Raw genomic sequence first — 23,015 nt, forward strand, 5'->3', positions numbered from 1 at the left:
GACGGAGACGCAGCCACGCAAGCAACCGCAGCAGGGAAATTGGATGGCAAGTGCTCCGAATCCGCAACCAGGGTCAGTGTAATTTTCGCGATAAAGCCTGCGAAAAAAAACACTGACCCTGGTTGCTACCGATAGGGGTTTGCGACCGCAGGAAAAAGCAAACCGGGGCCACCCCCTGCTAGGTTATGACGAAGTGGCAGCCACTCAAGCAACCCCAGCACGGAAGCTGGATGGCAATCGCTCCGAACCCGCAAGCAGGGTCAGTGTAATTTTCGCGATAAGGCCCGCGAAAAAAAACACTGACCCTGGTTGCTACCGATAGGAGGTTGCGACCGCAGGAAAAAGCAAACCGGAGCCGCCCCTGGCCAGGTCATGACGGAGCAGAAAAAGAATCAGTAACTCCAGCACGGAAACTGGATGGCAAGCGCTCCGAACCCGCAAGCAGGGTCAGAGTAATTTTCGCGATAAAGCCCGCGAAAAAAAACTCTGACCCTGGTTGCTACCGATGGGGTTTGCGACAGCATGAAAAAGCAAACCGGAGCCGCCCCCGGCCAGGTCATGACGGAGCGCACTTAGAATCAGCAACCGCAGCCGGTTCATTCGGTGCAATGCCCTTCGGCTATTTCACCCTACGGGCTGATTGCAGAGCCACTGCGTAACGGGTTATCAGCGATCGGAATCCGCTCGGAAATTCGCGGCAACACTCCTGCTTTTGCAGGCGATATTGGCGAATTTGTCAGTGTAAACATGGAGATATGCCGCTAGACTTGGGGCCGTACTGTGCTGGCACCGTTGCCCGCAGCGCAAGCAAGTCCTCTGGAGAGGATTGCTAACCAATTACCTGGAAGTTCCCATGCAAACAATTGCCCCTCTCTGGCTATGGATCACGTTCGGCGGCATCGTGCTGATGTCGCTGTTCGTTGATTTTTTCGTACTTAAAAAGCAGGGGGCGCATGACATTGGCGTCAAGGAAGCGCTGCGGTGGTCGCTGGTCTGGATTGCGCTCAGCTTGCTGTTCAATGGTCTGTTCTGGTGGGCGGTCAAGGATGCGACTGGCTCGACCGATATCGCCAACACAAAGGCACTCGAATTTTTGACCGGCTACCTGATCGAGAAGTCGCTGGCGGTGGACAACATCTTTGTATTTCTGCTGATCTTCACGTACTTCGCCGTGCCGACGGCTTTCCAGAAACGGGTGCTGATGATCGGCATCATCGGTGCGATTGTCTTGCGCTCAATCATGATTCTGGTCGGTGGCTGGTTGCTGGCAGAGTTCCACTGGATTCTGTATCTGTTCGGCGCATTCCTGATTATCACGGGTATCAAGATGTGGTGGGCTGCTGGCCAGGAGCCGGATCTGGATGACAATCCTGCGTTGAAGTTATTGCGCAAAGTTTTGCCAGTCAGTAAAAACTACGACGGCGAAAGCTTCTGGACGATGGAAAACGGCAAGAAGATCGCTACGCCGTTGTTCATGGTGATCTGTCTGATTGCGCTCACCGATGTGATCTTTGCCGTGGACTCCATTCCCGCCATTTTCGCCATTACCAGTGATCCGTTTATCGTACTGGCCAGTAATGTCTTCGCCGTATTGGGTTTGCGAGCCATGTACTTCCTGCTGGCTGCCGTTGCCAATAAATTCCATCTGCTGAACTATGGTCTGGCGGTGATTCTGGTGTTCATTGGTGCCAAGATGTGCCTGGTCGATGTGTTCAAGATTCCGGTGCTGTTCTCGCTGGGCGTGGTGGTCGGTATCCTGATCCTGACGATGTGGCTGAGCGTGCGCACGGCTCCCGGTCAGCCCAAAGAATAAGCCCGTGTTGGTTTTGGTTGGAAGGTCACACTGATGCAAAGGCGATGGCATCAGTGACTTATGCCGGTTCGCGACAACGTCATCCCGTGCGGCTTGTCGTCGATGACAGTGTGCACGGTGCAATGCCCTGCGATGAAGGTCTACTCCGCGAGTGCGTGGCTGCAGGGTGCCACCGATACCGGCTGCCAGTTGGCCGATAGGTTCCGGGATTGGAATTGCGGAACAATCTTCCGATGCCATGACCGACCAAGCCTACCTCCAGCACGCCACAAAAATCCTCGTGGTGCCCGTTGTGACGGAGCCTTGCGCGCAGGTTCCTGACCATGGCTTGAACTCAGGCAAAAGCTGTCTTGACGGATGGGTCTACTTTAGATTTCAGTCTAGGCTTTGATCTATTCCGGATAAAACAATGGTGTCCGAAAGATGTTCAGGTCACAGCCTAGACATTGCATGCGCCAATCTGATTCCTTGGTGACTGGTCTTCGGCGGATGCCCCCTCACTACTGAATTATTGGTTGAGGGGGCTCACTTACACTTATCTGGGTCTGATCACTTGAAAGTGATGTTCGTCACAGTCGAAGTGTCAACGGATTTTCTACCTTTATCTTTGGTAAGGTCGGCCGTTTCATAATGAGTATTCGAGAAGTCATTTACACTATTTATTTTTTTTCCTGCGATAACGACGTTGTCGAAAGTAATGTTGTTAATGGGCTGGGTCGAATACCCTTGAAGGATTTCCGGGTAGCCGAAAACGCTCTTGGCGGCAACCGTGATATTCCGAAAAGTTACCCCGGTCAACCCACAAGGACCCGGCGACGTAATGGTCATGTCACACCAAAGGTCCTTTGTGTTGAGAAGGAATGTCTGGTAAGTCGGGAATTGATCCTCAATTCTGATGTTTTGAAAGGTAACTTTACCGCCGATTCTCAAACTACCTTCGGGTCGCACAGAGAAGACTCGCCCGCCTCCCCACTGATACCAAGCGACACGTTCATAGACCACATCGGAATCTTCAATAACGTACTCCGACTTGTCACCTGACGGTAACGCGTTCATCACAAACGCCGTGCCATTGGCATCGTTCCACACGACCAGCCTTGCCATTCCTAAACCATTTGTATAAAGCGCATCGTCCTGGGTTCTCAAAAAGGTATCTTCAACTCTCATACTGCAACAAGGATTGATGCCATCGCCATTTTCTCGCCACGTAAAAATCTTTACCCATTTTGTGAGTGACGGCTTAGTGTCATCGAAGCCCCACATTTGGACGGAATGATGCGCAGAATCTGCAATGGTGATCCCTTCTAATGTGGTGTTGTCTGCGCCCAAAATAAAGATGGGATTGCTGGGTTTGCTAACATGCGCGGGAGCCGTGCTCGTGTCGAACTTTGGGTGTGGCAGCCGGGCACCTGACAGTGTCCCATAACCAAATATCCTGATGTTCTGGCCGTTATTCCAAATGTCGGTGTCTGTGATTAACGTGCCTCCGCCTTCGCCGTTTAACGTGCCATATACAATGGCGTCGCCCGGGATATAATAATTTTTGTTTTTCCAGATGGGGAAGGCTCTGCCAATATCGTGAACTCCCGGCTTAAAGTAAAGCGTGGTGTACTGGCTGCTGTCGGTAGGCGGCTTCGTTCCGGGCTCGACGGCATAGACACCCGCATCGCCCAACTTGGGAAGGTTGGTAATCGGGGGATTTGCAAAGACCGTTACCGTGTGTATTGGAGGGCCAGGATATGCCTGGCCACGGTCGTCTTCGCTAGGTCCTTTCTTTTCTATAAGTTGAAATCCTGTGTTTTGCGTGTCCATCTTGCCATCAATATCAACAGTGATTTGGGCAGGTTTATCCATTACTACGTAAGCCTTGCCATTCCTGATCGTGGCGGCCTGCGCTCTCACCGTGGGATGGACCACAGCGCTGGTAATTGCACTGCCGTCCTTTCGGCTGATTTCAACTTCCACAGGGTCGGTCATCACAAAGTTGGTGTAGGTATTACTCCACCCGCCCAAGATTTCGAAATACGTGGTGTCGTGAAGGTCGTTATTTAGCTTATATCTTGCCGTCGTGATGAGAGCAAAGCTCTTGACAAAAGAAGTCCCGGGTATATTTGCTCGTACTTGAAATCGATACTGTTCGGACTCCGTAAGACCGGGAACATCGGCGTACGTACCGGGGACGACGGTGACCGTTTCATCGGCAGTGGCCACATTTCCCCGATTATCTGTCGCCGTAAGGCGAAACACATAGTCGCCCCCGTGCAAGTCGCTGACAGTAAGTATGTTGTTACTGGTTGCGCTTAGGGTTGCGGTGGTCGGTCCGGAGACCTGAGTCCAGGCTGTGTTGACTATGACACTATTGAAGGCGATGACACTTCCCTTCAGTATCGCCGTGCTGTCAGGTTCGCTCACTGTCATGCTTTTATCTAAACTTACGACAGGTGCAGTTACAGTTGCAGTTGCAGTTGCAGTTGCAGTTGCAGTTACAGGTGTAGGTACAAGTGACGGTGTTGATGTTGATGGTGTTGACGGTGTGGTTACTGTGGTTGGTGTGGTTGGTGTGGTTGGTGTGGTTGGTGTGGTTGGTGTGGTTGGTGTTGGCAGTGTCAATGGCGCTGTTGCCAGTGCGGGTGATCCGGCATTTACGGCGTCTCGGTTACAAGCCTGCAGCAGAAAGCTCATTAGGCTGATAACAGTTACCTGTGCAGACCATCTATGCGCAACAATGATTTTATTCAGTTGCCTGTGCGTGTTCATTGAGAGCTCCGGATAGGAAAAAGGTGCGAACCTCCATGCTACCAAAGAAAGCAAACCGACTATTACGACAAAGAAACTAAAACTAGTTATCTAGCGCTTGCTTTGTTTCGCAACAACAGTAAGCACGGCGATAGAGGGGAATTGCTCACCTTTCCGCATCAAAGCGACGCCATACCAATCAAAAGCGTTGTAAATGTTCCCGTACAACGCAAACTCTCAGCCCCTGTTCACGGTCGGCTACTGTTCCAATCCGTCGATTAGGACCTGGTCGATTTCGCACGGCGCCATCCTCACAAATGCATCTTGAAAATCCTGGCATGGCAGGGTTGAGCATGGACACGTTCATGCACGATGGCGGCCATCGGGAACGATCAGTTATCGGAAGAGATGCGAGCGGCTCGGCCGATATCGCCAACACAAAGGCATTCGAATTTTTTTACCGGCTACCTGTTGAGAAGCCGCTGGCGGTGAGTAATATCTTTGCATTTCTGCTGATCTTCACGCACTTCGCCGTGCCCAAGGCTTTCCAGAGACGGGTGCTGATGGTCTTCATCATCGGTGCGATTGTGTTGCGCTCGATCATGATTTTGCTCGGTGGATGGTTACTGGCCGGGTTCAGCGGGGTCTGTATCTGTTCGGCGCGTTCCTGATTGTCACGGGTGTCAGGATGGGGTGGGCTGCTGGCCAGGAGCTGGTTCTGGATGACAATCCTGCGCAAAGTTTTGCCAGTCAGTGCGCGACAACGTCATCCCGTCCGGCTTGTCGTCGTGACAGTGCGCACGGTGCAATGCCCTGCGATGAAGGTCTACTCCGCGAGTGCGTGGCTGCAGGGTGCCACCGATACCGGCTGCCAGTTGGCCGATAGGTTCCGGGATTGGAATTGCGGAACAATCTTCCGATGCCATGACCGACCAGGTCTACCTCCAGCACGCCACAAAAATCCTCGTGGTGCCCGTTGTGGCGGAGCCTTGCGAGAAGGTTCGAGACCTTGGCTTGAACGCAGGCAAAAGCTGTCTTGACGGATGGGTCTACTTTAGATTTCACGCTGATGTCGAGCAGTTGTCGTTGCTTTGTCATTGATTTTCCCCCGGCGGTGGCGTTTCCCAACCGCCGAGGTATCCCAAGTAGACCACTACAGTTGTTGCACTGTGAAATCTGCTTTCGTCGAGCTCACTTGGGTCCGGTTACCGTGGCTGTTCCTAAGACCGACCATCCGCCAATAAATTCATTATCAGACCCCCATTTACCCTCCACTACGAGTAACTTATGATCAATATTCACTTCGGTCAACGTCGGAATACCACCCTTTTCGGGCAATATCACAGATTCATTCGCAAATTGAATATAGACATTTCTGGCATCAAGGCCCCAAAGGACATCCTTTTTTTCGGTGGCACCCGGCTGGCTGATTCTTACTGCGACTTTGTAGTCTCCCGGACTCAACTTGCTAAGAATCAAATTGGTAGAAGGTTTAACAACATTAGGTGGCGGAACTTCCGTCGAGCCAGAGGTGGTGGTGGAAGGTTTAACATCATTCTGTCCCAGAACTTTCGTCAAGCTGCAGTCAGCCTGCGATGACGTCACTGGTTCGTACTTGTTGTTCAGCAATGCAAACTCCACATTCCAGTCGTAGCTAATTGGTGCAACGCCAATATTTTCTACTTCGATGTCCACGTACATTGTGTCTTGTTTTGACAAAGTATCCGCAAAATTCGCACTCTTGATCTGGTAGTTGTAGCCCATCAGCTTACTCAGATCCAGAAATTTATCGTAATCAGTTTCACCAGGATTGACGTTATACGCGCCAGCAAACATGTAGGAGTAATGTCCGTTGTTAATCATCGTCGCTCCCGCGCCATGTAAAAGTAACGGTTTTTCTGCTTTCAGCTCGTCATTGTTTCGATCCGGAACCTCTCCGCCGATTGGGCCGTACTTCACCAGATCCGGGTGATCGAATATATTGTTATTAAAATCATTACTTTGACTGTTGTTCGGGTTAAAGACATCATTGTGAAAACCGATACGCGTTGATTTCTTCAGTGTTTCGTCCCATGGATAACGGCCTTCAAGTTTTTTTTGGGTGAAGTTTGTCTCATAGGCGTTGAGGATGGCACTTTTTGTGTCGGTAGAAATGTTGTAGCCACTGCCATCAAGATTTGTGAAACGGGCAGTGTGCCACTCGCCGAAGTAGCCAAGAAGCCCCAATTCAAAAGCCATCACCCGAGGATCCTTGTCGTATTGATAAGCCAAAGCCGCAATGGCACTTTTTGCCCTATCGACGTATCTTGTATCGTTATAATCCGTTATTTTGGCATTGTCCTTGCCTGTAATTGTCGCGACGCCTATTTGGTCACGTATCCATTGGGGGCAGTGGGTGGGCACATTACTCCAAAAATCGCAAAAGAGCCGAAGGACAACATGCTTTCCTTTCGAGCCTGGTTGGTTAATGATATTTTCGACAAATGGGTAATCGAAATGACCCTGGCTTGGCTCGAACCCACTCCAGTCTATGTACTGATGTCCGACTGTCCATTCGGGATTTGTATAAAACTGAGCGCCGCTCCAGCCTTTTAGAGGGTTTTTCAAAGGACCGTTATTAAATTTGTAGGTGTGTGCAGTTGTAGGTGGATTTGGGCTTGGGTCTAATTTTGTCAACGCGTTTTTGAAGGGGCTGACACCTCCCTTCAGTACTGCCGTGTTGTTAGATTCGCTGACTGTCATGCCTTTGTCTGAACTTACGACAGGTGCAGTTACAGGTGCAGTTGCAGTTGCAGTTGCAGTTACAGGTGTAGGTACAAGTGACGGTGTTGATGTTGATGGTGTTGACGGTGTGGTTACTGTGGTTGGTGTGGTTGGTGTGGTTGGTGTTGGCAGTGTCAATGGCGCTGTTGCCAGTGCGGGTGATCCGGCATTTACGGCGTCTCGGTTACAAGCCTGCAGCAGAAAGCTCATTAGGCTGATAACAGTTACCTGTGCAGACCATCTATGCGCAACAATGATTTTATTCAGTTGCCTGTGCGTGTTCATTGAGAGCTCCGGATAGGAAAAAGGTGCGAACCTCCATGCTACCAAAGAAAGCAAACCGACTATTACGACAAAGAAACTAAAACTAGTTATCTAGCGCTTGCTTTGTTTCGCAACAACAGCAAGCACGGCGATAGAGGGGAATTGCTCACCTTTCCGCATCAAAGCGACGCCATACCAATCAAAAGCGTTGTAAATGTTCCCGGACAACGCAAACTCTCAGCCCCTGTTCAGGGTCGGCTACTGTTCCAGTCCGTCGATTAGGACCTGGTTGATTTCGCACGGCGCCATCATCACAAATGCATCTTGAAAATCCTGGCATGGCCAAGGTTGAGCATGGACACGTCCATGCACGGTGGTGGCCATCGGGAACGATCAGTTATCGGAAGCGGTCATGTTCGGATTAGCGCCGTGCTGTATCAGCAAGGCGCGCAGTGGTTCCGAATAATGGCGCGAGGCAACCATCAGTGGTGACATGCCATCGATGTCGACGCAGTTAGGATTGGCCTGCATTTCCAGTAAGGTCCTTACCGTCTCAAAGTTAAAATTCTCGGTGGCAAGATGCAGTGCAGTGGATAAATTGTCGTCGACAGCATTGATATCGACACCGCCCTCGGTGACCAGGAAGCGCAGTATCTCGTCATACCCATGACCGGCGGCAAGGTGGAGCGCGGTACTGTTCAGTTCGTCGAGAGGCAGGTCCAGTGCCAACCCCGCCCTCTGCAAGCCCCGGATTACCGGCAAGTTGCCCCGGTCCGCTGCGTGCTCGAGCAACTCGACGTTTAGCGCAGCATGTTGCAGCGGATCACATCCATGGGCAAGGAGAGCGGCCGCCGCAAGGTGACCATCGGTATCGTTCCTTTGCCAGATTAGTCGTAACAAGGAGGCGGCCGCAAGATCTTCCCGATCCATGTCTGCGCCTAATGCGATCAGCGACGCGATCCGGTGTTCCAGGGTCAACGGGTTTTCTATTCTTGGCCATGCATTCTGGCCCTCCAGGCAGACCATTTGCAGCAAGGTGAGGTGGCCAAGCTGCTCATTCGGGTCGAGCAGACCATGCCGGATCAAGGTCTCGACTGCCCCGAACCGGACGGGATTGCCAAGTTGGCAGGCAACTGCCACAGTCGACCAGAATTGCGCGCCAGGAGGAAGATGGGTAAGGGCACGACCGATCTCGGCGCGTTCTTCAAATGAAAAATCCAGCCTTGTGCCGGGCCTCAGTAATCCCCGCTCGACCAGTTGACCACTCAGTGGTTGATTGCAGACTTGCCGCCAGCGTGCTTGCGCCGATGCCGACAGCACCGACGTTGCCGACGACGGAGACGGCGGCCGTGCAGGTTCTGGATCGGGTTGCGCCACCACGGCGGCGGCGACCTGCGCCGGAGACGGCGGCCGTGCAGGTTCTGGATCGGGTTGCGCCACCACGGCGGCGGCGACCTGCACCGGAATAGTTATCGGTCTCGACGAACCAGTTCTTGCCAGACAATTGCCCACGACACGACCCTTTCTTGATGAAGATCGACGGATGTCGACCGCCATTGAGTGGACAGGGCTGGGAGATGGTTCCGCTACGGCTCGAAAAAAAGCTGTCGGCTCCGCAAAAAAGTCCGCTGGCAAGAATTATTTGCGAACACAGTCCACGAAATAACCGCGCTTGCCATCAACTTCCCGCGTGACCAGGCCATGCATGTCGGTTGCGACGCTGTGAAATTATTCGTTGAATTCGCGCAGGCCGCTGCGCTCGTCGCGCAGCGTGGCTGCTGCGAATTCCGGCAGGATGCGCTGCAGGGGCTGGTTCTTGTTGTAGTCATCCTCGCACTGCTGCGAAGCGGTCACCACGGTTTTTTAGCGATCCTTGGTGATGCCGGTCGTGAACGTGATGAAGAATGAATACCGCCCGTATTTCTCGATCTGGAAGCCATGGAGCGGGGCTGGTAGCGTACTGAAGCCAATCAGGCGTCAGCAAAAAATGACGTCGCCGATGAGATTGCCGGGTTAGGTCACTGCATCAGATTGCACTCGGCATTGGGCAACTCGTCGCCCTCAATCTTCGAGTGGAATAGGGTGATAAAACTTATCGCTGCGGCTGTATTGACTTGTCCGCTGCAGCTCTTGTCCATCGGCGCATGATTGATGGTTCGTACCGTGCCGCATGTGGCACGTTCCTAAACCTGGTTGGCGGTATGTGGTTGCGCTGCACTTTGCTCACGGTGGTCAGCTCGCGTCGGGACTTTTACCCACAGGATTGTGTCCATGCTGAGCGCGCAAATGGAAAAGGCGCAACCCGGACTGGGTTGCGCCTTTTCAACCGGCTGCTGACAACGTCAGTAGCACTGTCACTTGCTGTAGTTGGCCACCAGTGACACCCATAGATCACCATATAAACCATTATCAATCATCAAATAATACGTGCCTGCCTTCGGATTAGGGATAGTGATTGTCTCGTAACTGTTCCCATATTGATCCGACTTGGCATCGTAGATATTTAAGTCTGGCGGCGAGCCGAACTTCATATAGATGTCTCCATCACCTATGTTATTACCCGTCGCATTTGTTTCACCTGTCAAAGAAAACGTCAGGTTGGTCTGGCCGGCTGGGACATTGAAGGAGTAGGTTCTAAAGTTGTCAAGTCCACCCCCACCCATCTTGATCCCTCTGACGGGAATGCCGTTGGCCAGCATGGTGTTGTCCGTCGTTGGGTCGGTGCAACTGACACCGACACTGGCAAAGGCGGCAGTCACATCGGCCACCGCATAGCCAAGATTGCGGGCCGATTGTTCAACCCCGCAAGCGCCCTTATTAAAGGTACTGTCTGGACCCCAGTAAAGTAGATTGGCGTGTGCCATCACCTGGAACGCTTTTCGCGTGTCCCAGTTCTTTGTGGTCGCCAGCAGTTGGAAAGCCTTGCTGTAGACGCCGGCGGAATCATGCACATCAAGAGTCGGGTTGTAATTCGACCTGTTGTCGATTCCCCGGCCATTCTTCCTTGGGTTGTCCATGTAGCGCGACGCGCTCTTGCCATCTTTGAACAAATCTGAGTACACATGGAAGTCGTTATGGCCGTGCAGAAAGAACTTGGCGGCTTCGCCTGCCATGTCCGAGAACGCTTCAGTCATGCCGCCGGGTTCTCCACTAAGTGGCATCTTGGAATTCTCTTCAGTGAAGCCGTGGCTGACTTCATGGGCCACCCTATCGAGTGAGACCATCGGATAAGTGATGTCGCTGCCTTGGCCAAAATTTGCCGTGCCATTCCAGACGGCACTTTGTCCGAGGCTAAGTACGTCGACGTTCATCTGCAAAATATGGTCGATCGGGGGCAGGCCAAGGTAGCCAGTATCACGGTACATGTCGAAGACCACCTGACCGAAGTAGTAGGCATCGTTGATCGGCGAGAACGCACCATTGAGGTTTTGCTCGGGATTTGTCGGAGTATTGCCTGAGTGAGGGTCCGGACAATCAACAAACTTGAACGGGGTTTCGTTATTCTCGTCTGTGTACCGGTCGACCACAAACACATCATCGCTTTTCATTGTGCAATCGCTGGTAACGACCAGATTTTTAAGCTTGGTGCCGTCTGCCAATGTGCTGGGGTATAGGTACTTGCCGGTGTTGCCATTGCCGCCGGGGCCGGTCGCATTCAGACGTGCGGTGAGGTCTCCCGTGCTGACCACAGCCTGGCTGGTCGCATCGACCCGGTAGCTCAGCCGTTTGTGTTGTTGTGAATTTTCTATGAACGAAACGGCGTACCCTAGGGTCGCAGGGCCTTCTTTATTGATGTCGGGCTTGATGTTGAGCTCCACCTTTATTTGTGTGATTTTGGTAGCGTCTTGGACGCTTGCACTGGTCTCGGCAAGTTCTAATGCCTTTTCTTTTGTGATTTGCGTGGTGTAGGCCGACAGGTCACTGGCGAGACCGCGCTGTATCGAGCCCAACACGTGGTGTTGGCCGGTAGCTTCGTTGAGGGTGTCGACCACGTAGGCGTTTTCGACCGGCCAGCCATTGTAAAACTGCTGGTAGCGCGTGACCTTCGTATTCGTGGCCTTGTATTCCATTGTTCTCAGTGCTTTGAGCTCCGCCGCGTTACTTAGCAAGAGTTCCTTCCAAAGCGGGCGTTTGCCGGTGTATTCAAAGTCTTTATGGGCGCGTCGCGACGCCATCGCGTTGCTGGCCCCGGCAATCAGGACCACGATCAGGAGCGGGCGGAGTGCACAGTTGGTGAAGTTGAGTTTAGAAGTCATGGTGAGCTGGTCCTTCTTTAAGGTGAGATACGTCATGTCACTTCGGCGGGGAGTACAACACGGTGCTTCGGGTAAAGCGCGGACAACAACGTAGGCAACAACGTGGGCAAAGCGCAGCCCCTCCCGAGGTCCCGAAAAGCGACCGGGTTGATGTCCGTTTGGTAATCAATGCTGCCGGCGATCAACTGCATGCTGCGTTCAGATAGCCGGGTTGCGGTGATTCAGGAGGAGTTGCCGCGGCCGAGTGACCAGCGCAGCAGCACAGCGGGAGACAAGAAGAAGGACAACGTGCGTGACGTCGAGATGGCACCAGCGCCAGCGCTAGCGTCGCGCCGCAGCCTTGTGAGCAATGACATCAGCAAACAGTACGCAAAGACGTTCATGCGGGATCCTGTTTCGGTTAGGAATTGCACGATTCGGTTTTACTACGGCGGTAGCGATGTTTCTCTGGGTATTTGTTGAAAAGCACGGTCGTGGTTGACGACCTGTTTACTTTTTATGTGATCTGTGGCGGTGAAGTCGCGGTGCTGCTGCGGATAATGCCTTGAAGAATGATTTGATTCTGGGGTTACTTCTGGTTTAAATCAAATTTTAAACACAGCAAACTTGGGAAGTGTTGCTGTCTGTAGTCGTCCAGTAAAAGGACGAAAAAAATGACCAGCCTGTTGAGAAAGGCCGGTCAGGAAAACTTACTTACTTACTGATTTACTTCCGCACGCAATCCACGAAATAACCGCGCTTGCCATCGACTTCCCGCGTGACCAACCCATGCACATCGGTCTCGAAGCCGGGAAATTTCTCGTTGAAATCGCGCGCGAATTTCAGGTAGTCGACGATGGTCTTGTTGAACCGCTCACCCGGGATCAGCAGCGGAATGCCCGGTGGATACGGCGTCAGCAGGATCGACGTGACGCGGCCTTCGAGCTCGTCGATCGGGACCCGGTCGATTTCGCGGTGCGCCATCATCGCAAACGCATCCGATGGTTTCATGGCCGGTTGCATGTCCGACAGATACATCTCGGTGGTCAGGCGAGCGATGTCGTAAGCCTTGTAGAAGTCATGAATCTGCTGACACAAATCGCGCAGACCGATGCGCTCGTAGCGCGGATTGGCCGCGGCGAATTCCGGCAGGATGCGCCACATCGGCTGGTTCTTGTCGTAGTCATCCTTGAACTGCTGCAACGCCGTCAGCAAGGTATTCCATCGACCTTTGGTGATGCCGATCGTGAACATGATGAAGAACGAATACAGTCCGCATTTTTCGATGATCACGCCGTGCTCGGCCAGATACTTGGTGACGATCGAGGCCGGGATACCGGTCTCGCCGAACTTGCCGTCGAGCGACAGGCCCGGGTTGACGATGGTGGCCTTGATCGGGTCGAGCATGTTGAAGCCCGGCGCGAGGTTGCCGAAACCGTGCCAGTCATCTTCGGCACGGATCATCCAGTCGTCGCGCTCACCGATACCATCTTCCGAAAAGGTATCCGGTCCCCAGACCTGAAACCACCAGTCATGACCCCATTCGAGGTCGATCTTTTTCATCGCGCGACGGAAGTCTAGCGCTTCGAGAATGCTTTCCTCGACCAGCGCCGTGCCGCCTGGCGCTTCCATCATTGCGGCCGCGACATCGAGTGACGCGATGATCGAATACTGCGGCGATGTCGAGGTATGCATCAGGTACGCCTCGTTGAACGCATCCTGATCGAGCTTCACGGTCTCGGATTCGCGCACCAGGATTTGCGAGGCCTGTGACAGGCCGGCCAGCAACTTGTGCGTCGATTGGGTCGAAAAGATCATCGACTTCTTGGCACGCGGACGGTCCTTGCCGATTGCGTGCATGTCCTTGTAGAAGTCATGGAAAGTTGCGTGCGGCAACCATGCTTCATCGAAATGCAGCGTATCGATTTCGCCATCGAGCATGTGCTTGAGGGTTTCGACGTTGTAGATCACGCCGTCGTAAGTCGACTGGGTGATGGTCAGGATGCGCGGCTTCTTGTTTTTGGCTTCGCGGGCAAACGGATTGGCTTCGATCTTCTTGCGGATGTTTTCCATCGTGAATTCCGACAGCGGGATCGGGCCGATGATGCCGAGATGATTGCGGGTCGGCATCAGGAACACCGGGATCGCGCCGGTCATGATGATCGCGTGCAGGATCGACTTGTGGCAATTGCGGTCGACCACAACGATGTCGCCCGGTGCGACCGTCGAATGCCAGACCATCTTGTTGCTGGTGCTGGTGCCGTTGGTGACAAAGTAGCAGTGGTCGGCATTGAAGATGCGCGCCGCATTGCGCTCGCTGGCGGCGACCGGGCCGGTATGGTCGAGCAACTGGCCGAGTTCTTCGACGGCGTTGCAGACGTCGGCACGCAGCATGTTTTCACCAAAAAATTGATGGAACATCTGGCCGATCGGCGACTTCAGGAAAGCCACGCCGCCGGAGTGGCCCGGGCAGTGCCACGAATACGAACCGTCGTTGGCGTAATGCACCAGCGCGCGGAAGAACGGTGGCGACAGACCATCCAGATATGACTTGGCTTCGCGGATGATGTGGCGCGCGACGAATTCCGGCGTGTCTTCAAACATGTGAATGAAGCCATGCAGTTCGCGCAGGATGTCGTTGGGGATATGGCGCGAGGTGCGGGTTTCGCCGTACAGGTAGATCGGGATATCGGCATTCTTGTGGCGGATTTCGGCGACAAATGCACGTAGTGGTTGCAGTGCATGGTCGGTTTCTTCCGTCGAGCCGGCACCGAATTCTTCATCGTCGATCGACAGGATGAACGCCGAGGCACGTGATTGCTGCTGCGCGAACTGCGACAAGTCACCATAGCTGGTCACGCCGAGCACTTCCATGCCTTCTTTTTCCATGGCATCGGCAAGGGCGCGGATGCCCAGGCCGGAGGTGTTTTCAGAGCGGAAGTCCTCGTCGATGATGACGATAGGAAAGCGGAATTTCATGAGTTCTCCAGAGGCCATCCGGGCCACGCGGAAAGTGAGACACGCCGCAGATCGGGGCGCGCTGTAAATGGTGAAAATTCCGACAAAATACGGGAATGCGAATTCTCGCAGAAAAGTGGCGGCGGCGGGATGACCGTTACGTGACTTCCCGCCAGGCCGGAGCGCTGATTCAGTGTGCCGCGCCCAGCAAATGCGGGAACCAGGCCAGTACACCCAGACCAAGCCCGATGGCCGCAATGCCGTAAGCAAGATACTGCATCCAGCGTCGGCGCGTCAGCAACGTGATCGCTGCCAGCGAAATGGCGATCTGTTCGGCTGTGGTCGCCAGCGCCCAGCGGTGATGTTCATGCATCTGCGCTTCGGACTGATGGTTGAAATCCTGCGATGCGGCTTCGAGAGTTTCGGCGGCTTTTTTGATCTCTTCTTTTTCAGTTTTGTAGCGTGCCACGTCGGCTTTGTATTTGTCGATGTTCACACCCGGAAGGGTCATCGCCAGTTCGGCCAGATTTTGTTTGTTCGATTTGGCCTGGTAGTAATTCCACTGGTTGGCTGCTTCGGTTTTTTTGATGGCGGCGTCGTTCTTGAGCATCGCTGCATTGTTTTGCGTGGCACCGCCGAGATAGCCGAACAGCGCACCGACGGTCGCCAGGATCGCCGTCATGACGGCGATGCGGCCGGAAAACTTATCGCCGTCGTGACCGGCGTGTTCGACTGCATGGTCATGCGGTCCGTGGACATGAAAACCTTCTGACATGATTAACCTTTCTGGCGTTGGTAAGTGACGAAAGCGAAATCGAATCCATTCGATGACGCGTGATGGGTGTCGCGCGCGGTTTCCTGCCACTGTGCCGGATCGACAGGCGGGAAGAACGCATCGCAATCAAAACGCTGGGCAATCTCGGTAACGATCAGACGGTCTGCCAGCGGCAGCGCCAGCCGGTAGATTTCTGCGCCACCGATGACGAACACGTCTGCCGCTTCCGGCAGCGCCAGTGCCGCCTGCAACGAGGTGACGGTCTCGACGCCTTCGTGCTGCCAGTCCGGGTTACGGCTGATGACAATATTGCGCCGGTTTGGCAGCGGCCGGCCGATCGATTCAAAGGTCTTGCGGCCCATCAGGATCGGATGGCCCGTGGTCGTACGTTTGAAATGGGCCAGGTCCTCCGGCAATTTCCACGGCAGCGTATTGCGGATGCCAATACCACCGGCGTTGTCGGTGGCGACGATCAGGGTCAGAGTAGTCATGTCAGGGTGTTCGGAAAGTCAGGTTGGTGAGGCTCGATGAGAGAGCTGTTGCATCAGCACGGCGGCCGGGTGGAGCCGGCCGACCGACGGATTATACCGGCGCACAAGGTCCGTGGCAGACAAAGCATCCATGCGCAGAGGGTCAATAGTGGCGTGGTTTTTTGGGGGTGCTGTCGGGTTATCCCCACGCTTGTATTGCACGATTACAGCGATGGCAAATAAAGGCTATCGGGCACGCAAAAAGCTACTAAAAAAATAATTTAAAAGCTACTTTCGGTGACGAATTTTATTTTTAACCTTACCGGGAGTTGTGGTCATGAAAGTGCATTACTGGGTTATTTCTGTGATTGGCGCGGTGGTTCTATCGGCGTGCGGAGGGGGCGGCTCGGGTTCATCCGGCACGCCATCGGCAAGCTCGCCGGATGCGCCATCTCCGCCGATCGCTGGCGCACCGACCGGGCGCATTGCCGGTATCGTCGTCGCCAGCGACACCGGCCTGCCACTGGCCGGCGTGCAGTTCCAGGTTGCCAGCATCAATGGCACCAATGGCATCACCGCTGCCGACGGCAGCTTCAGTCAGGACGCGGTTGGCAGCGCCGACCGGCAAGTGGTTCGCTTCGTGCGTGACGGCTATGCCGATGCATTCGTCACTACCGCCGTGACGTCCGGCGCGACTGCCAGCATCACCGGCCGCATGGCACCGATCGCCGCCAGCGCCACGTTCGACAACAGTATTGGCACGACCTTAACCGACACCAACAGTGCGGCCAGCGTCATCATCCCGCCATCCGGCGTCGTCGATGCCGCCACCGGCGCGGCACCACAGGGGGCCATTACCATCAGGATCGCCACCATCAATCCCGCCACCAATCCGGCCAACATGCCGGGCGATTACACCTCCAGCACAGGGAGCACGATCGAGAGCTTCGGCGCGCTGTCGGTGCAACTGCGTGATGCTGGCGGCAAGCCACTCAACCTGGCGTCTGGCAAAAGCGCCACGATCCGCATTCCGCTGGCCAGTCGTTCCGGTCTGCCGCAGCAGACGATTGCGCTGTTCTATTTCAATGAGACGACGGGACTGTGGGTTGAGGAGGGCACGGCGACGCTGGCGGGGGTGGCACCGAATCAGTATTACGAAGGGACCGTGACGCATTTTTCGACGTGGAATGCGGATAGGGTGGTCAATACGATCTTCGTCAATGGTTGTGTGTCGAGTTCGGGCAACCAGCCGCTGGATGGCATCATGGTGCGCAGTGTGGGGATCGATTATTCCGGCCTCGCTACGGCAAGGACTGACGCGCAAGGAAAATTTCGCGTGGCGATTCAGCGCAATGGGCAGGCCAGTATCAGTGCCGCTTTTCCGCGCAGTGCAACGGCTGCGACTGCCGGACCATCGGCGACCGACATCACCTTGCCAGCGTGCCTGACGCTGTCGCCCGCAGGCGAAAAGTTAGCGCCTGTTTTTCTTGCCCCCGTGGTGTCGACGGTTGCGCCTGCTGGTTCCCCGGTTGCTTTTTCTGCATTGATGGCGGGTGACGAGACCATGACCTACCAGTGGTTGCGTAACGGCAGCGTGATCGATGGTGCCACTCAGTCGATCTATCGGTTGCCGTCCGTAACTCTGGCCGACAGTCAGTCGCAATTCACCGTCAAGGTGGCTAATGCGTCTGGATCGGTGATCAGCGAGACGGCAACACTGGCCGTCATCGATGCAGCACGCATTGCCGATCTTAACAACCTGCTCAATCTGTTGTATGCCGGATTCGATTTATCCCGCGTGACGAGCGCCCCGCTGAATCTGTTTGAAAGAAACGGAACGTGGCTCGCTCCGGCAGCTGTTTGCCGTACAGGTATCGCGTCCGGATTACTCAACGGCCGACCAATTCCGGCTGGTAGTGATGCCGCTGACCTCAATTATGTCGTCAGCGGAACCTTTGACAAGTGCATTACACAGGATGATCCGGACGTGGAGTTAAGTGGCTTCGCGAGCGCCAGTTATACGTCTAATGCGGAAGTCACTTCGCTTGGTGTGACCTGGCATGCCGATAATGTTCGACGTATTTCACGTCAGGCAAGTACGGTGGTCGCTGACATCACTGGCAATGGCAGCGACAAGTCGGCATCGACGGTATCGCGCATGAATGGTCTGGAAACGTCCATCAACGTCAGTGCGCCGGAATCGGGTGCAACGCTGCTCAACAATCTCACCGGTGAGGTGACGCGATTCGTTTCCGGCGACACGGTCCTCAGTTCAAAGGAGATCGTTGCAAACAAATTGGCGATGACGTCCATCGAGCAGCGCAGTCGTACGTTCACGATTGCCGGCGTGCGCTACGTGGCGAACGGACTATTGTCGTTTCCAGTAGTGCTTGATAACCAGTTGCCCGAACCAGAGCGGTTGAAATTGCTCAGTAGCGCTCCGGCTTTATCAGGGCAGGTAAGTCTGACCCGCAACGGCTTTCAAATTGGTCGAATCTTTGCGACGTCAGAAGGCCTGTCGGCGGAAATTAACGGGGTTGTGAATCCGAAGTTCAACACCGCACCTTGATGTACGCGCGTACCCAAAGGGGATTGCCGCAATGCGCGACAACGGCTTTGTATGCCGGATTGCCACCGCATCAGGTATCGTGACAACCGGGATTGAGCACATCGTTTGATCGATAAAAAAAGGCACTTGCTGCAGTTGCGGCAGGTGCCTCTTTTGACTTGTTCACGTCACTTCACTTTATTTCACACCGCCACCGGTGCCTTGATATGCGCATCCGGCGTGTAGCCAGTGATCTCGAAATCCTCGAACCGGTAATCAAAAATCGATTCCGGTTTGCGCTTGATGACTAGCGTCGGCAACGCCTGCGGCGTGCGCGTCAACTGCAAATCGACTTGCTCCATGTGATTCGAGTACAGGTGGCAATCACCACCCGTCCAGACAAAATCGCCGACTTCCAGCCCGGCCTGCTGCGCCATCATGTGCGTGAGCAGCGCGTATGACGCAATGTTGAACGGCACGCCCAGAAAGATATCTGCGCTGCGCTGGTACAGCTGGCAAGACAGCTTGCCGTCGGCTACATAAAACTGGAATAGCGCATGGCAGGGCGGCAGTTTCATGTTCGGGATATCGGCCACATTCCAGGCCGAGACAATCATCCGGCGCGAATCGGGATTGGTCTTGATCTGCTCCATGACTTGCGTGATCTGGTCGATGTGGCTGCCGTCCGGCGTTGGCCACGAGCGCCATTGATAGCCGTAGATCGGTCCGAGATTGCCGTCGGCATCGGCCCAGTCATCCCAGATCGAGACGCCGTTTTCTTTCAGGTAGGCGATGTTGGTCGCGCCATTGAGAAACCAGATCAGTTCATGAAGGATGGATTTCAGATGCAGCTTTTTGGTGGTCAGCAGCGGAAAGCCGTCCTGCAGCGCAAAGCGCATCTGGTAGCCGAACACCGAGCGCGTGCCGGTGCCGGTGCGGTCGGTTTTTTCGGTGCCATGTTGCTGGACATGGCGCATGAAGTCGAGGTATTGGCGCATCGGGGAAACCTGAAAAAAGGAGTGTCGATTGTAGCGCATCGACGTTGTGCACCCACCTGCCGCCACCGCCTCAGCGGGCGTCTGCGCCCGCCGTGCTGTTGTGCTGCGCTGCTATCCAGCTGTCGAGTTGCTCTGCCGTGTTGGCGGGCAGGTGCAATCCCAGCTTCGAGCGGCGCCACAAGATATCGGCCGCGCAGGTTGCCCATTCGTGTTGCATCAGGTAGATCACTTCGGCGGCATACAGACCGGCGGCGATTTCTTCGCCCAGGTCGGCAATAGCGGTTTTTTTTGCCAGCAGCAAATTGATGCGGGTACCGTAAGCGCGGGCATAACGCGCAACCAGTTTGGCTGGCAGCCACGCATATTTTTTCTGCAAGCCCTGCACGTACTGGTCGAACTCCAGGACCGCACGATTGGCAGGGATCGGGCCGTACAGGTCGCCGCCTGGCAGGCAGGCATTGGCCGTCCAGCTGGGCGTGTTGTTGCCGAGCGCCGGTGCGATCAAGTCCACCGCTTCTTCGGCAAGCTTGCGGAAGGTAGTGATCTTGCCGCCAAAAACCGAGAGCATCGGTGCGCCAACGGTATCGAATTCAAGCCGGTAATCGCGCGTCACTTCGGAGGCTGCTGCTGACGCATCGTCGACCAGCGGACGCACGCCCGAGTAAGACCAGACCACGTCGGCCGGCACAATCGGTACTTTAAAATACCGGCTGGTCAGCTCGCACAGATAGTCGATTTCAGGCTGTTCGATAGCGACGTGATTGGTGTCGCCGTGATACTCGAGGTCGGTGGTGCCGATCAGCGTGAAGTCGTCTTCATACGGGATCGCGAACACGATCCGGCCGTCCGGATGCTGAAAAATGTAGGCATGCGGATGGGTGAACAGGCGCTTGACCACGATGTGGCTACCTTTGATCAGGCGTACGGTTTTGCCCGATGGCTGGTGCGCGGCATCTTTCAGAAAGTGCGCGGCCCAGGGTCCGGCGGCATTGATGATGCCGCGAGCGTGGATGACGACGGTTTCGCCGACCTCATTGCGCAAGGTCACATCCCAGTGCTTGTCGTGACGTACCGCCGAGACGCACGTGGTGTGGGTATGAATCTGCGCGCCACGACTGGCCGCGTCGATCGCATTGAGTACCACCAGCCGCGCATCGTCGACCCACCCATCGGAATACATGAACCCGCGCGTGAAAGTAGATTTGAGTGGCGTGCCGGTCGGGTCGGTGCGCAGGTTCACGCCGGTCGAGCCGGGCAGCATTTCGCGGCGGGCGAGTTTGTCGTACAGGAACAGGCCCATGCGGATCATCCAGGCTGGGCGCTGCCCGCGATCATGCGGCATTACGAAGCGCAGCGGCCACATGATGTGCGGTGCCGAGCGCAACAGTACTTCGCGCTCGATTAGTGCCTTGCGCACCAGATTGAATTCGTACTGTTCGAGGTAGCGCAGACCACCGTGGATCAGCTTGGTCGAGGCCGACGAGGTGTGCGCGGCGAGGTCATCTTTTTCACAGAGCAGCACCGACAGCCCGCGGCCTGCCGCATCACGGGCGATGCCCGCGCCGTTGATGCCACCGCCTACCACCAGCAGATCGACCTCGAATATTGTGTCGACGTTTGATTGATTTTGGACCATCTTGTCTCGCCTCCGTGCGCAAAGTTAGTTATGATTCAGCGAACAAGATACGACAGATACCGAGCAGTAACCAACACTTATTTTGTTTATTTATTTTCGTTTGGATTCGTTTGGTGGCAATTTTAGAATGTGGAGAATTTTGATGACGCTCAATCCTCGTCAACGGCAATTGCTGGAAGTGGTCCGCAAGCGCGGCACGATTTCGGTAGAAGAGCTGGCGCAGCAACTCGACGTAACGCCGCAAACCGTGCGGCGCGATGTCAAACAGATGGAGCTGGCACGCTTGCTGGCGCGTTATCACGGTGGTGTCGGTTTGCCCTCGTCGGTTGAGAACATCGACTACACCCAGCGCCAGATGCTCAACAGCGATGCCAAACAACGCATTGCCGCCGAAGTCGCGGCGCGTGTCCCTGCTGGCAGTTCGTTATTGATCAACATCGGCACGACGACGGAGGCCGTTGCCCGCGCATTGGTCCGTCACAAGGGGTTGCATGTAGTGACCAACAACCTCAATGTCGCCACCATCCTGTCGGACAATCCGGAGTGCGAAGTCATCGTCACCGGCGGGCTGGTACGCGGGCGTGATCGCGGCATCGTCGGCGAGGCGACCATCGATTTCATCCGTCAGTTCAAGGTCGACATCAGCATCATTGGGGTATCGAGCATCGAAGCCGATGGCACGTTGCGTGATTTTGATTCACGCGAAGTCAAGGTGGCACAAGCGATCATCGAGCAGGCGCGCGAAGTCTGGCTGGTGGCCGATAGCGACAAGTTCGGTCGCCAGGCGCTGGTGCGCATGGCGCATCTGTCGCAGATCGACGTGCTGTTCACCGATGCCGCGCCGCCGGCCGAATTGACTGCGGTGCTCAACGCGGCGCAGGTGACGGTGGTGGTGGCGCAGTGATGGTTTCCGATAGAACTGGCGCGGTACGAAATAGCGCTTGATGGTTACTTTAAGCAGCCTTGGCAGATGTGTGAGAGAGTAAGACATCGTTTAGAGCAATCCGAAAAACGGAATCATCTTGATTTTCTACTTCACTTTATCAAAGGAAATACACCATGAAAAAAATTCTTCTCGCCGCCGCTATCGCTACCGCCGCCTTCTCTGCACAAGCCAAAGACATCGTTGATACCGCCGTTGGCGCAGGCAACTTCACCACACTGGTAACGGCCATCAAGGCCGCCGGTCTGGTCGACACGCTCAAGGGCAAAGGCCCGTTCACCGTCTTCGCACCGACCGACGCCGCGTTTGCCAAAGTACCAAAAGCTGACCTCGACGCGCTGCTCAAAGACAAAGCCAAGCTGACCGCCGTACTGACCTACCACGTAGTACCAGGCACCGTGATGGCGAAAGACATCAAGGCCGGTAACGTCAAGACTGTCGAAGGTTCAAACCTGATGCTGGCAACAACTGGTGGCGTCACCGTCAACAAGGCCAAGGTCACCACGGCTGACATCGTTGCCGACAATGGCGTGATCCACGTGATTGATACCGTGCTGATGCCGAAGTAAGAGCACCATGTTGACGGACGGGAGGGCACACCATGATCTGGCGTGAACTCCGGCCCAGCCAATAGCAGGAAACGAAAAAACCCCGTCGTTATCATCGACGGGGTTTTTTTATATCCACGCGTTCGCCGGAAATTGCCGGTCAATTTGTTCTCGGGTCATGTCGCGCAACGACCAAACGAAGCGACGCATTTGCCAGGACTTCATACATGGCATTTTTTACGATGCATCGACATTGGCATGACGGTGAGGCACGCGGTGCAATGCCCTTCGGTTATTGCACCCTACGCAAAAAGACCGCCAATCCGAC

15 protein-coding genes and 1 pseudogene are annotated in these 23,015 nt (G+C 54.9%); 6 read left to right on the plus strand and 10 right to left on the minus strand.

The features are described from left to right. The first annotated feature begins 853 nt into the window (after nucleotides 1-853). A complete protein-coding gene (locus tag QN370_RS19315) occupies nucleotides 854-1,813 on the plus strand; it encodes a TerC family protein (RefSeq protein WP_322126769.1) in 960 nt (319 codons plus the stop codon). A gap of 549 nt (nucleotides 1,814-2,362) precedes the next feature. Here QN370_RS19315 and QN370_RS19320 read toward each other — a convergent pair. Beyond that, the gene (locus tag QN370_RS19320) at nucleotides 2,363-4,570 is read right to left on the minus strand and encodes a PKD domain-containing protein (protein ID WP_322126770.1); all 2,208 of its coding nucleotides are present in this window, start codon (nucleotides 4,568-4,570) and stop codon (nucleotides 2,363-2,365) included. Between the two features lie 296 nt (nucleotides 4,571-4,866). Here QN370_RS19320 and QN370_RS19325 point away from each other — a divergent pair, with 296 nt between their 5' ends. Continuing rightward, entirely contained in the window at nucleotides 4,867-5,220 is a 354-nt protein-coding gene (locus QN370_RS19325; RefSeq protein WP_322126771.1) for a TerC family protein, read from the plus strand. Nucleotides 5,221-5,740: 520 nt separating this feature from the next. Here the strand turns inward: QN370_RS19325 and QN370_RS19330 are convergent. The 4 genes and pseudogenes from QN370_RS19330 to QN370_RS19345 all read right to left on the minus strand — a co-directional run bounded on the left by QN370_RS19330 (nucleotide 5,741) and on the right by QN370_RS19345 (nucleotide 11,868). Further along, a complete protein-coding gene (locus QN370_RS19330) occupies nucleotides 5,741-7,597 on the minus strand; it encodes a DUF4832 domain-containing protein (RefSeq protein WP_322126772.1) in 1,857 nt (618 codons plus the stop codon). Between the two features lie 372 nt (nucleotides 7,598-7,969). Beyond that, nucleotides 7,970-9,088 carry an ankyrin repeat domain-containing protein gene (locus QN370_RS19335; protein WP_322126773.1) on the minus strand — a complete coding sequence of 373 codons (1,119 nt, stop codon included), beginning with the start codon at nucleotides 9,086-9,088 and terminating at the stop codon, nucleotides 7,970-7,972. 126 nt (nucleotides 9,089-9,214) lie between these two features. Then, nucleotides 9,215-9,517, minus strand: a pseudogene (locus tag QN370_RS19340) (hypothetical protein); the annotation flags it as partial. Nucleotides 9,518-9,930: 413 nt separating this feature from the next. Continuing rightward, entirely contained in the window at nucleotides 9,931-11,868 is a 1,938-nt protein-coding gene (locus QN370_RS19345; protein WP_322126774.1) for a M4 family metallopeptidase, read from the minus strand. A gap of 153 nt (nucleotides 11,869-12,021) precedes the next feature. Here QN370_RS19345 and QN370_RS19350 point away from each other — a divergent pair, with 153 nt between their 5' ends. After that, nucleotides 12,022-12,294, plus strand: a complete 273-nt coding sequence (locus tag QN370_RS19350; protein WP_323581793.1) for a hypothetical protein — start codon at nucleotides 12,022-12,024, stop codon at nucleotides 12,292-12,294. 243 nt (nucleotides 12,295-12,537) lie between these two features. Here QN370_RS19350 and QN370_RS19355 read toward each other — a convergent pair whose 3' ends face one another. The 3 genes from QN370_RS19355 to QN370_RS19365 form a co-directional block, all read right to left on the minus strand. Further along, nucleotides 12,538-14,790 (minus strand): arginine/lysine/ornithine decarboxylase, encoded by a 2,253-nt coding sequence (locus tag QN370_RS19355; protein ID WP_322126776.1) that lies wholly within the window; start codon nucleotides 14,788-14,790, stop codon nucleotides 12,538-12,540. Nucleotides 14,791-14,959: 169 nt separating this feature from the next. Continuing rightward, complete coding sequence (locus tag QN370_RS19360) at nucleotides 14,960-15,544, minus strand: DUF4337 domain-containing protein (RefSeq protein ID WP_322126777.1); 585 nt, start codon at nucleotides 15,542-15,544, stop codon at nucleotides 14,960-14,962. A gap of 2 nt (nucleotides 15,545-15,546) precedes the next feature. Continuing rightward, complete coding sequence (locus tag QN370_RS19365; RefSeq protein WP_322126778.1) at nucleotides 15,547-16,035, minus strand: dihydrofolate reductase; 489 nt, start codon at nucleotides 16,033-16,035, stop codon at nucleotides 15,547-15,549. A gap of 316 nt (nucleotides 16,036-16,351) precedes the next feature. Between QN370_RS19365 and QN370_RS19370 the strand changes: the two genes are divergently transcribed. Continuing rightward, nucleotides 16,352-18,583, plus strand: a complete 2,232-nt coding sequence (locus QN370_RS19370; protein ID WP_322126779.1) for a hypothetical protein — start codon at nucleotides 16,352-16,354, stop codon at nucleotides 18,581-18,583. Nucleotides 18,584-18,765: 182 nt separating this feature from the next. On the opposite strand, the gene QN370_RS19375 is transcribed toward QN370_RS19370, so the two are convergent. Both QN370_RS19375 and glpD read right to left on the minus strand, forming a co-directional pair. Continuing rightward, complete coding sequence (locus tag QN370_RS19375; RefSeq protein ID WP_322126780.1) at nucleotides 18,766-19,560, minus strand: thymidylate synthase; 795 nt, start codon at nucleotides 19,558-19,560, stop codon at nucleotides 18,766-18,768. Nucleotides 19,561-19,630: 70 nt separating this feature from the next. Beyond that, a complete protein-coding gene (gene glpD / locus QN370_RS19380; protein ID WP_322126781.1) occupies nucleotides 19,631-21,196 on the minus strand; it encodes a glycerol-3-phosphate dehydrogenase in 1,566 nt (521 codons plus the stop codon). A 142-nt stretch (nucleotides 21,197-21,338) separates the two neighbouring features. Here glpD and QN370_RS19385 point away from each other — a divergent pair, with 142 nt between their 5' ends. Together QN370_RS19385 and QN370_RS19390 are read left to right on the plus strand one after the other, a co-directional pair. Further along, a complete protein-coding gene (locus QN370_RS19385) occupies nucleotides 21,339-22,100 on the plus strand; it encodes a DeoR/GlpR family DNA-binding transcription regulator (RefSeq protein WP_322126782.1) in 762 nt (253 codons plus the stop codon). Between the two features lie 155 nt (nucleotides 22,101-22,255). After that, nucleotides 22,256-22,708 carry a fasciclin domain-containing protein gene (locus QN370_RS19390; RefSeq protein ID WP_322126783.1) on the plus strand — a complete coding sequence of 151 codons (453 nt, stop codon included), beginning with the start codon at nucleotides 22,256-22,258 and terminating at the stop codon, nucleotides 22,706-22,708. Nucleotides 22,709-23,015 lie beyond the last annotated feature (307 nt).

The organism is Actimicrobium sp. CCI2.3 (assembly GCF_035019065.1).
Classification (GTDB): domain Bacteria; phylum Pseudomonadota; class Gammaproteobacteria; order Burkholderiales; family Burkholderiaceae_D; genus Actimicrobium.

Excerpts from the sequence above, each read along its gene's own strand:
- QN370_RS19315 (WP_322126769.1), top strand. The coding sequence starts at position 854 with ATGCAAACAATTGCCCCTCTCTGGCTATGGATCACGTTCGGCGGCATC.
- QN370_RS19320 (WP_322126770.1), bottom strand. The coding sequence starts at position 4,570 with ATGAACACGCACAGGCAACTGAATAAAATCATTGTTGCGCATAGATGG.
- QN370_RS19325 (WP_322126771.1), top strand. The coding sequence starts at position 4,867 with ATGCATCTTGAAAATCCTGGCATGGCAGGGTTGAGCATGGACACGTTC.
- QN370_RS19330 (WP_322126772.1), bottom strand. The coding sequence starts at position 7,597 with ATGAACACGCACAGGCAACTGAATAAAATCATTGTTGCGCATAGATGG.
- QN370_RS19345 (WP_322126774.1), bottom strand. The coding sequence starts at position 11,868 with ATGACGTATCTCACCTTAAAGAAGGACCAGCTCACCATGACTTCTAAA.
- QN370_RS19350 (WP_323581793.1), top strand. The coding sequence starts at position 12,022 with ATGCTGCGTTCAGATAGCCGGGTTGCGGTGATTCAGGAGGAGTTGCCG.
- QN370_RS19355 (WP_322126776.1), bottom strand. The coding sequence starts at position 14,790 with ATGAAATTCCGCTTTCCTATCGTCATCATCGACGAGGACTTCCGCTCT.
- QN370_RS19360 (WP_322126777.1), bottom strand. The coding sequence starts at position 15,544 with ATGTCAGAAGGTTTTCATGTCCACGGACCGCATGACCATGCAGTCGAA.
- QN370_RS19365 (WP_322126778.1), bottom strand. The coding sequence starts at position 16,035 with ATGACTACTCTGACCCTGATCGTCGCCACCGACAACGCCGGTGGTATT.
- QN370_RS19370 (WP_322126779.1), top strand. The coding sequence starts at position 16,352 with ATGAAAGTGCATTACTGGGTTATTTCTGTGATTGGCGCGGTGGTTCTA.
- QN370_RS19375 (WP_322126780.1), bottom strand. The coding sequence starts at position 19,560 with ATGCGCCAATACCTCGACTTCATGCGCCATGTCCAGCAACATGGCACC.
- glpD (WP_322126781.1), bottom strand. The coding sequence starts at position 21,196 with ATGGTCCAAAATCAATCAAACGTCGACACAATATTCGAGGTCGATCTG.
- QN370_RS19385 (WP_322126782.1), top strand. The coding sequence starts at position 21,339 with ATGACGCTCAATCCTCGTCAACGGCAATTGCTGGAAGTGGTCCGCAAG.
- QN370_RS19390 (WP_322126783.1), top strand. The coding sequence starts at position 22,256 with ATGAAAAAAATTCTTCTCGCCGCCGCTATCGCTACCGCCGCCTTCTCT.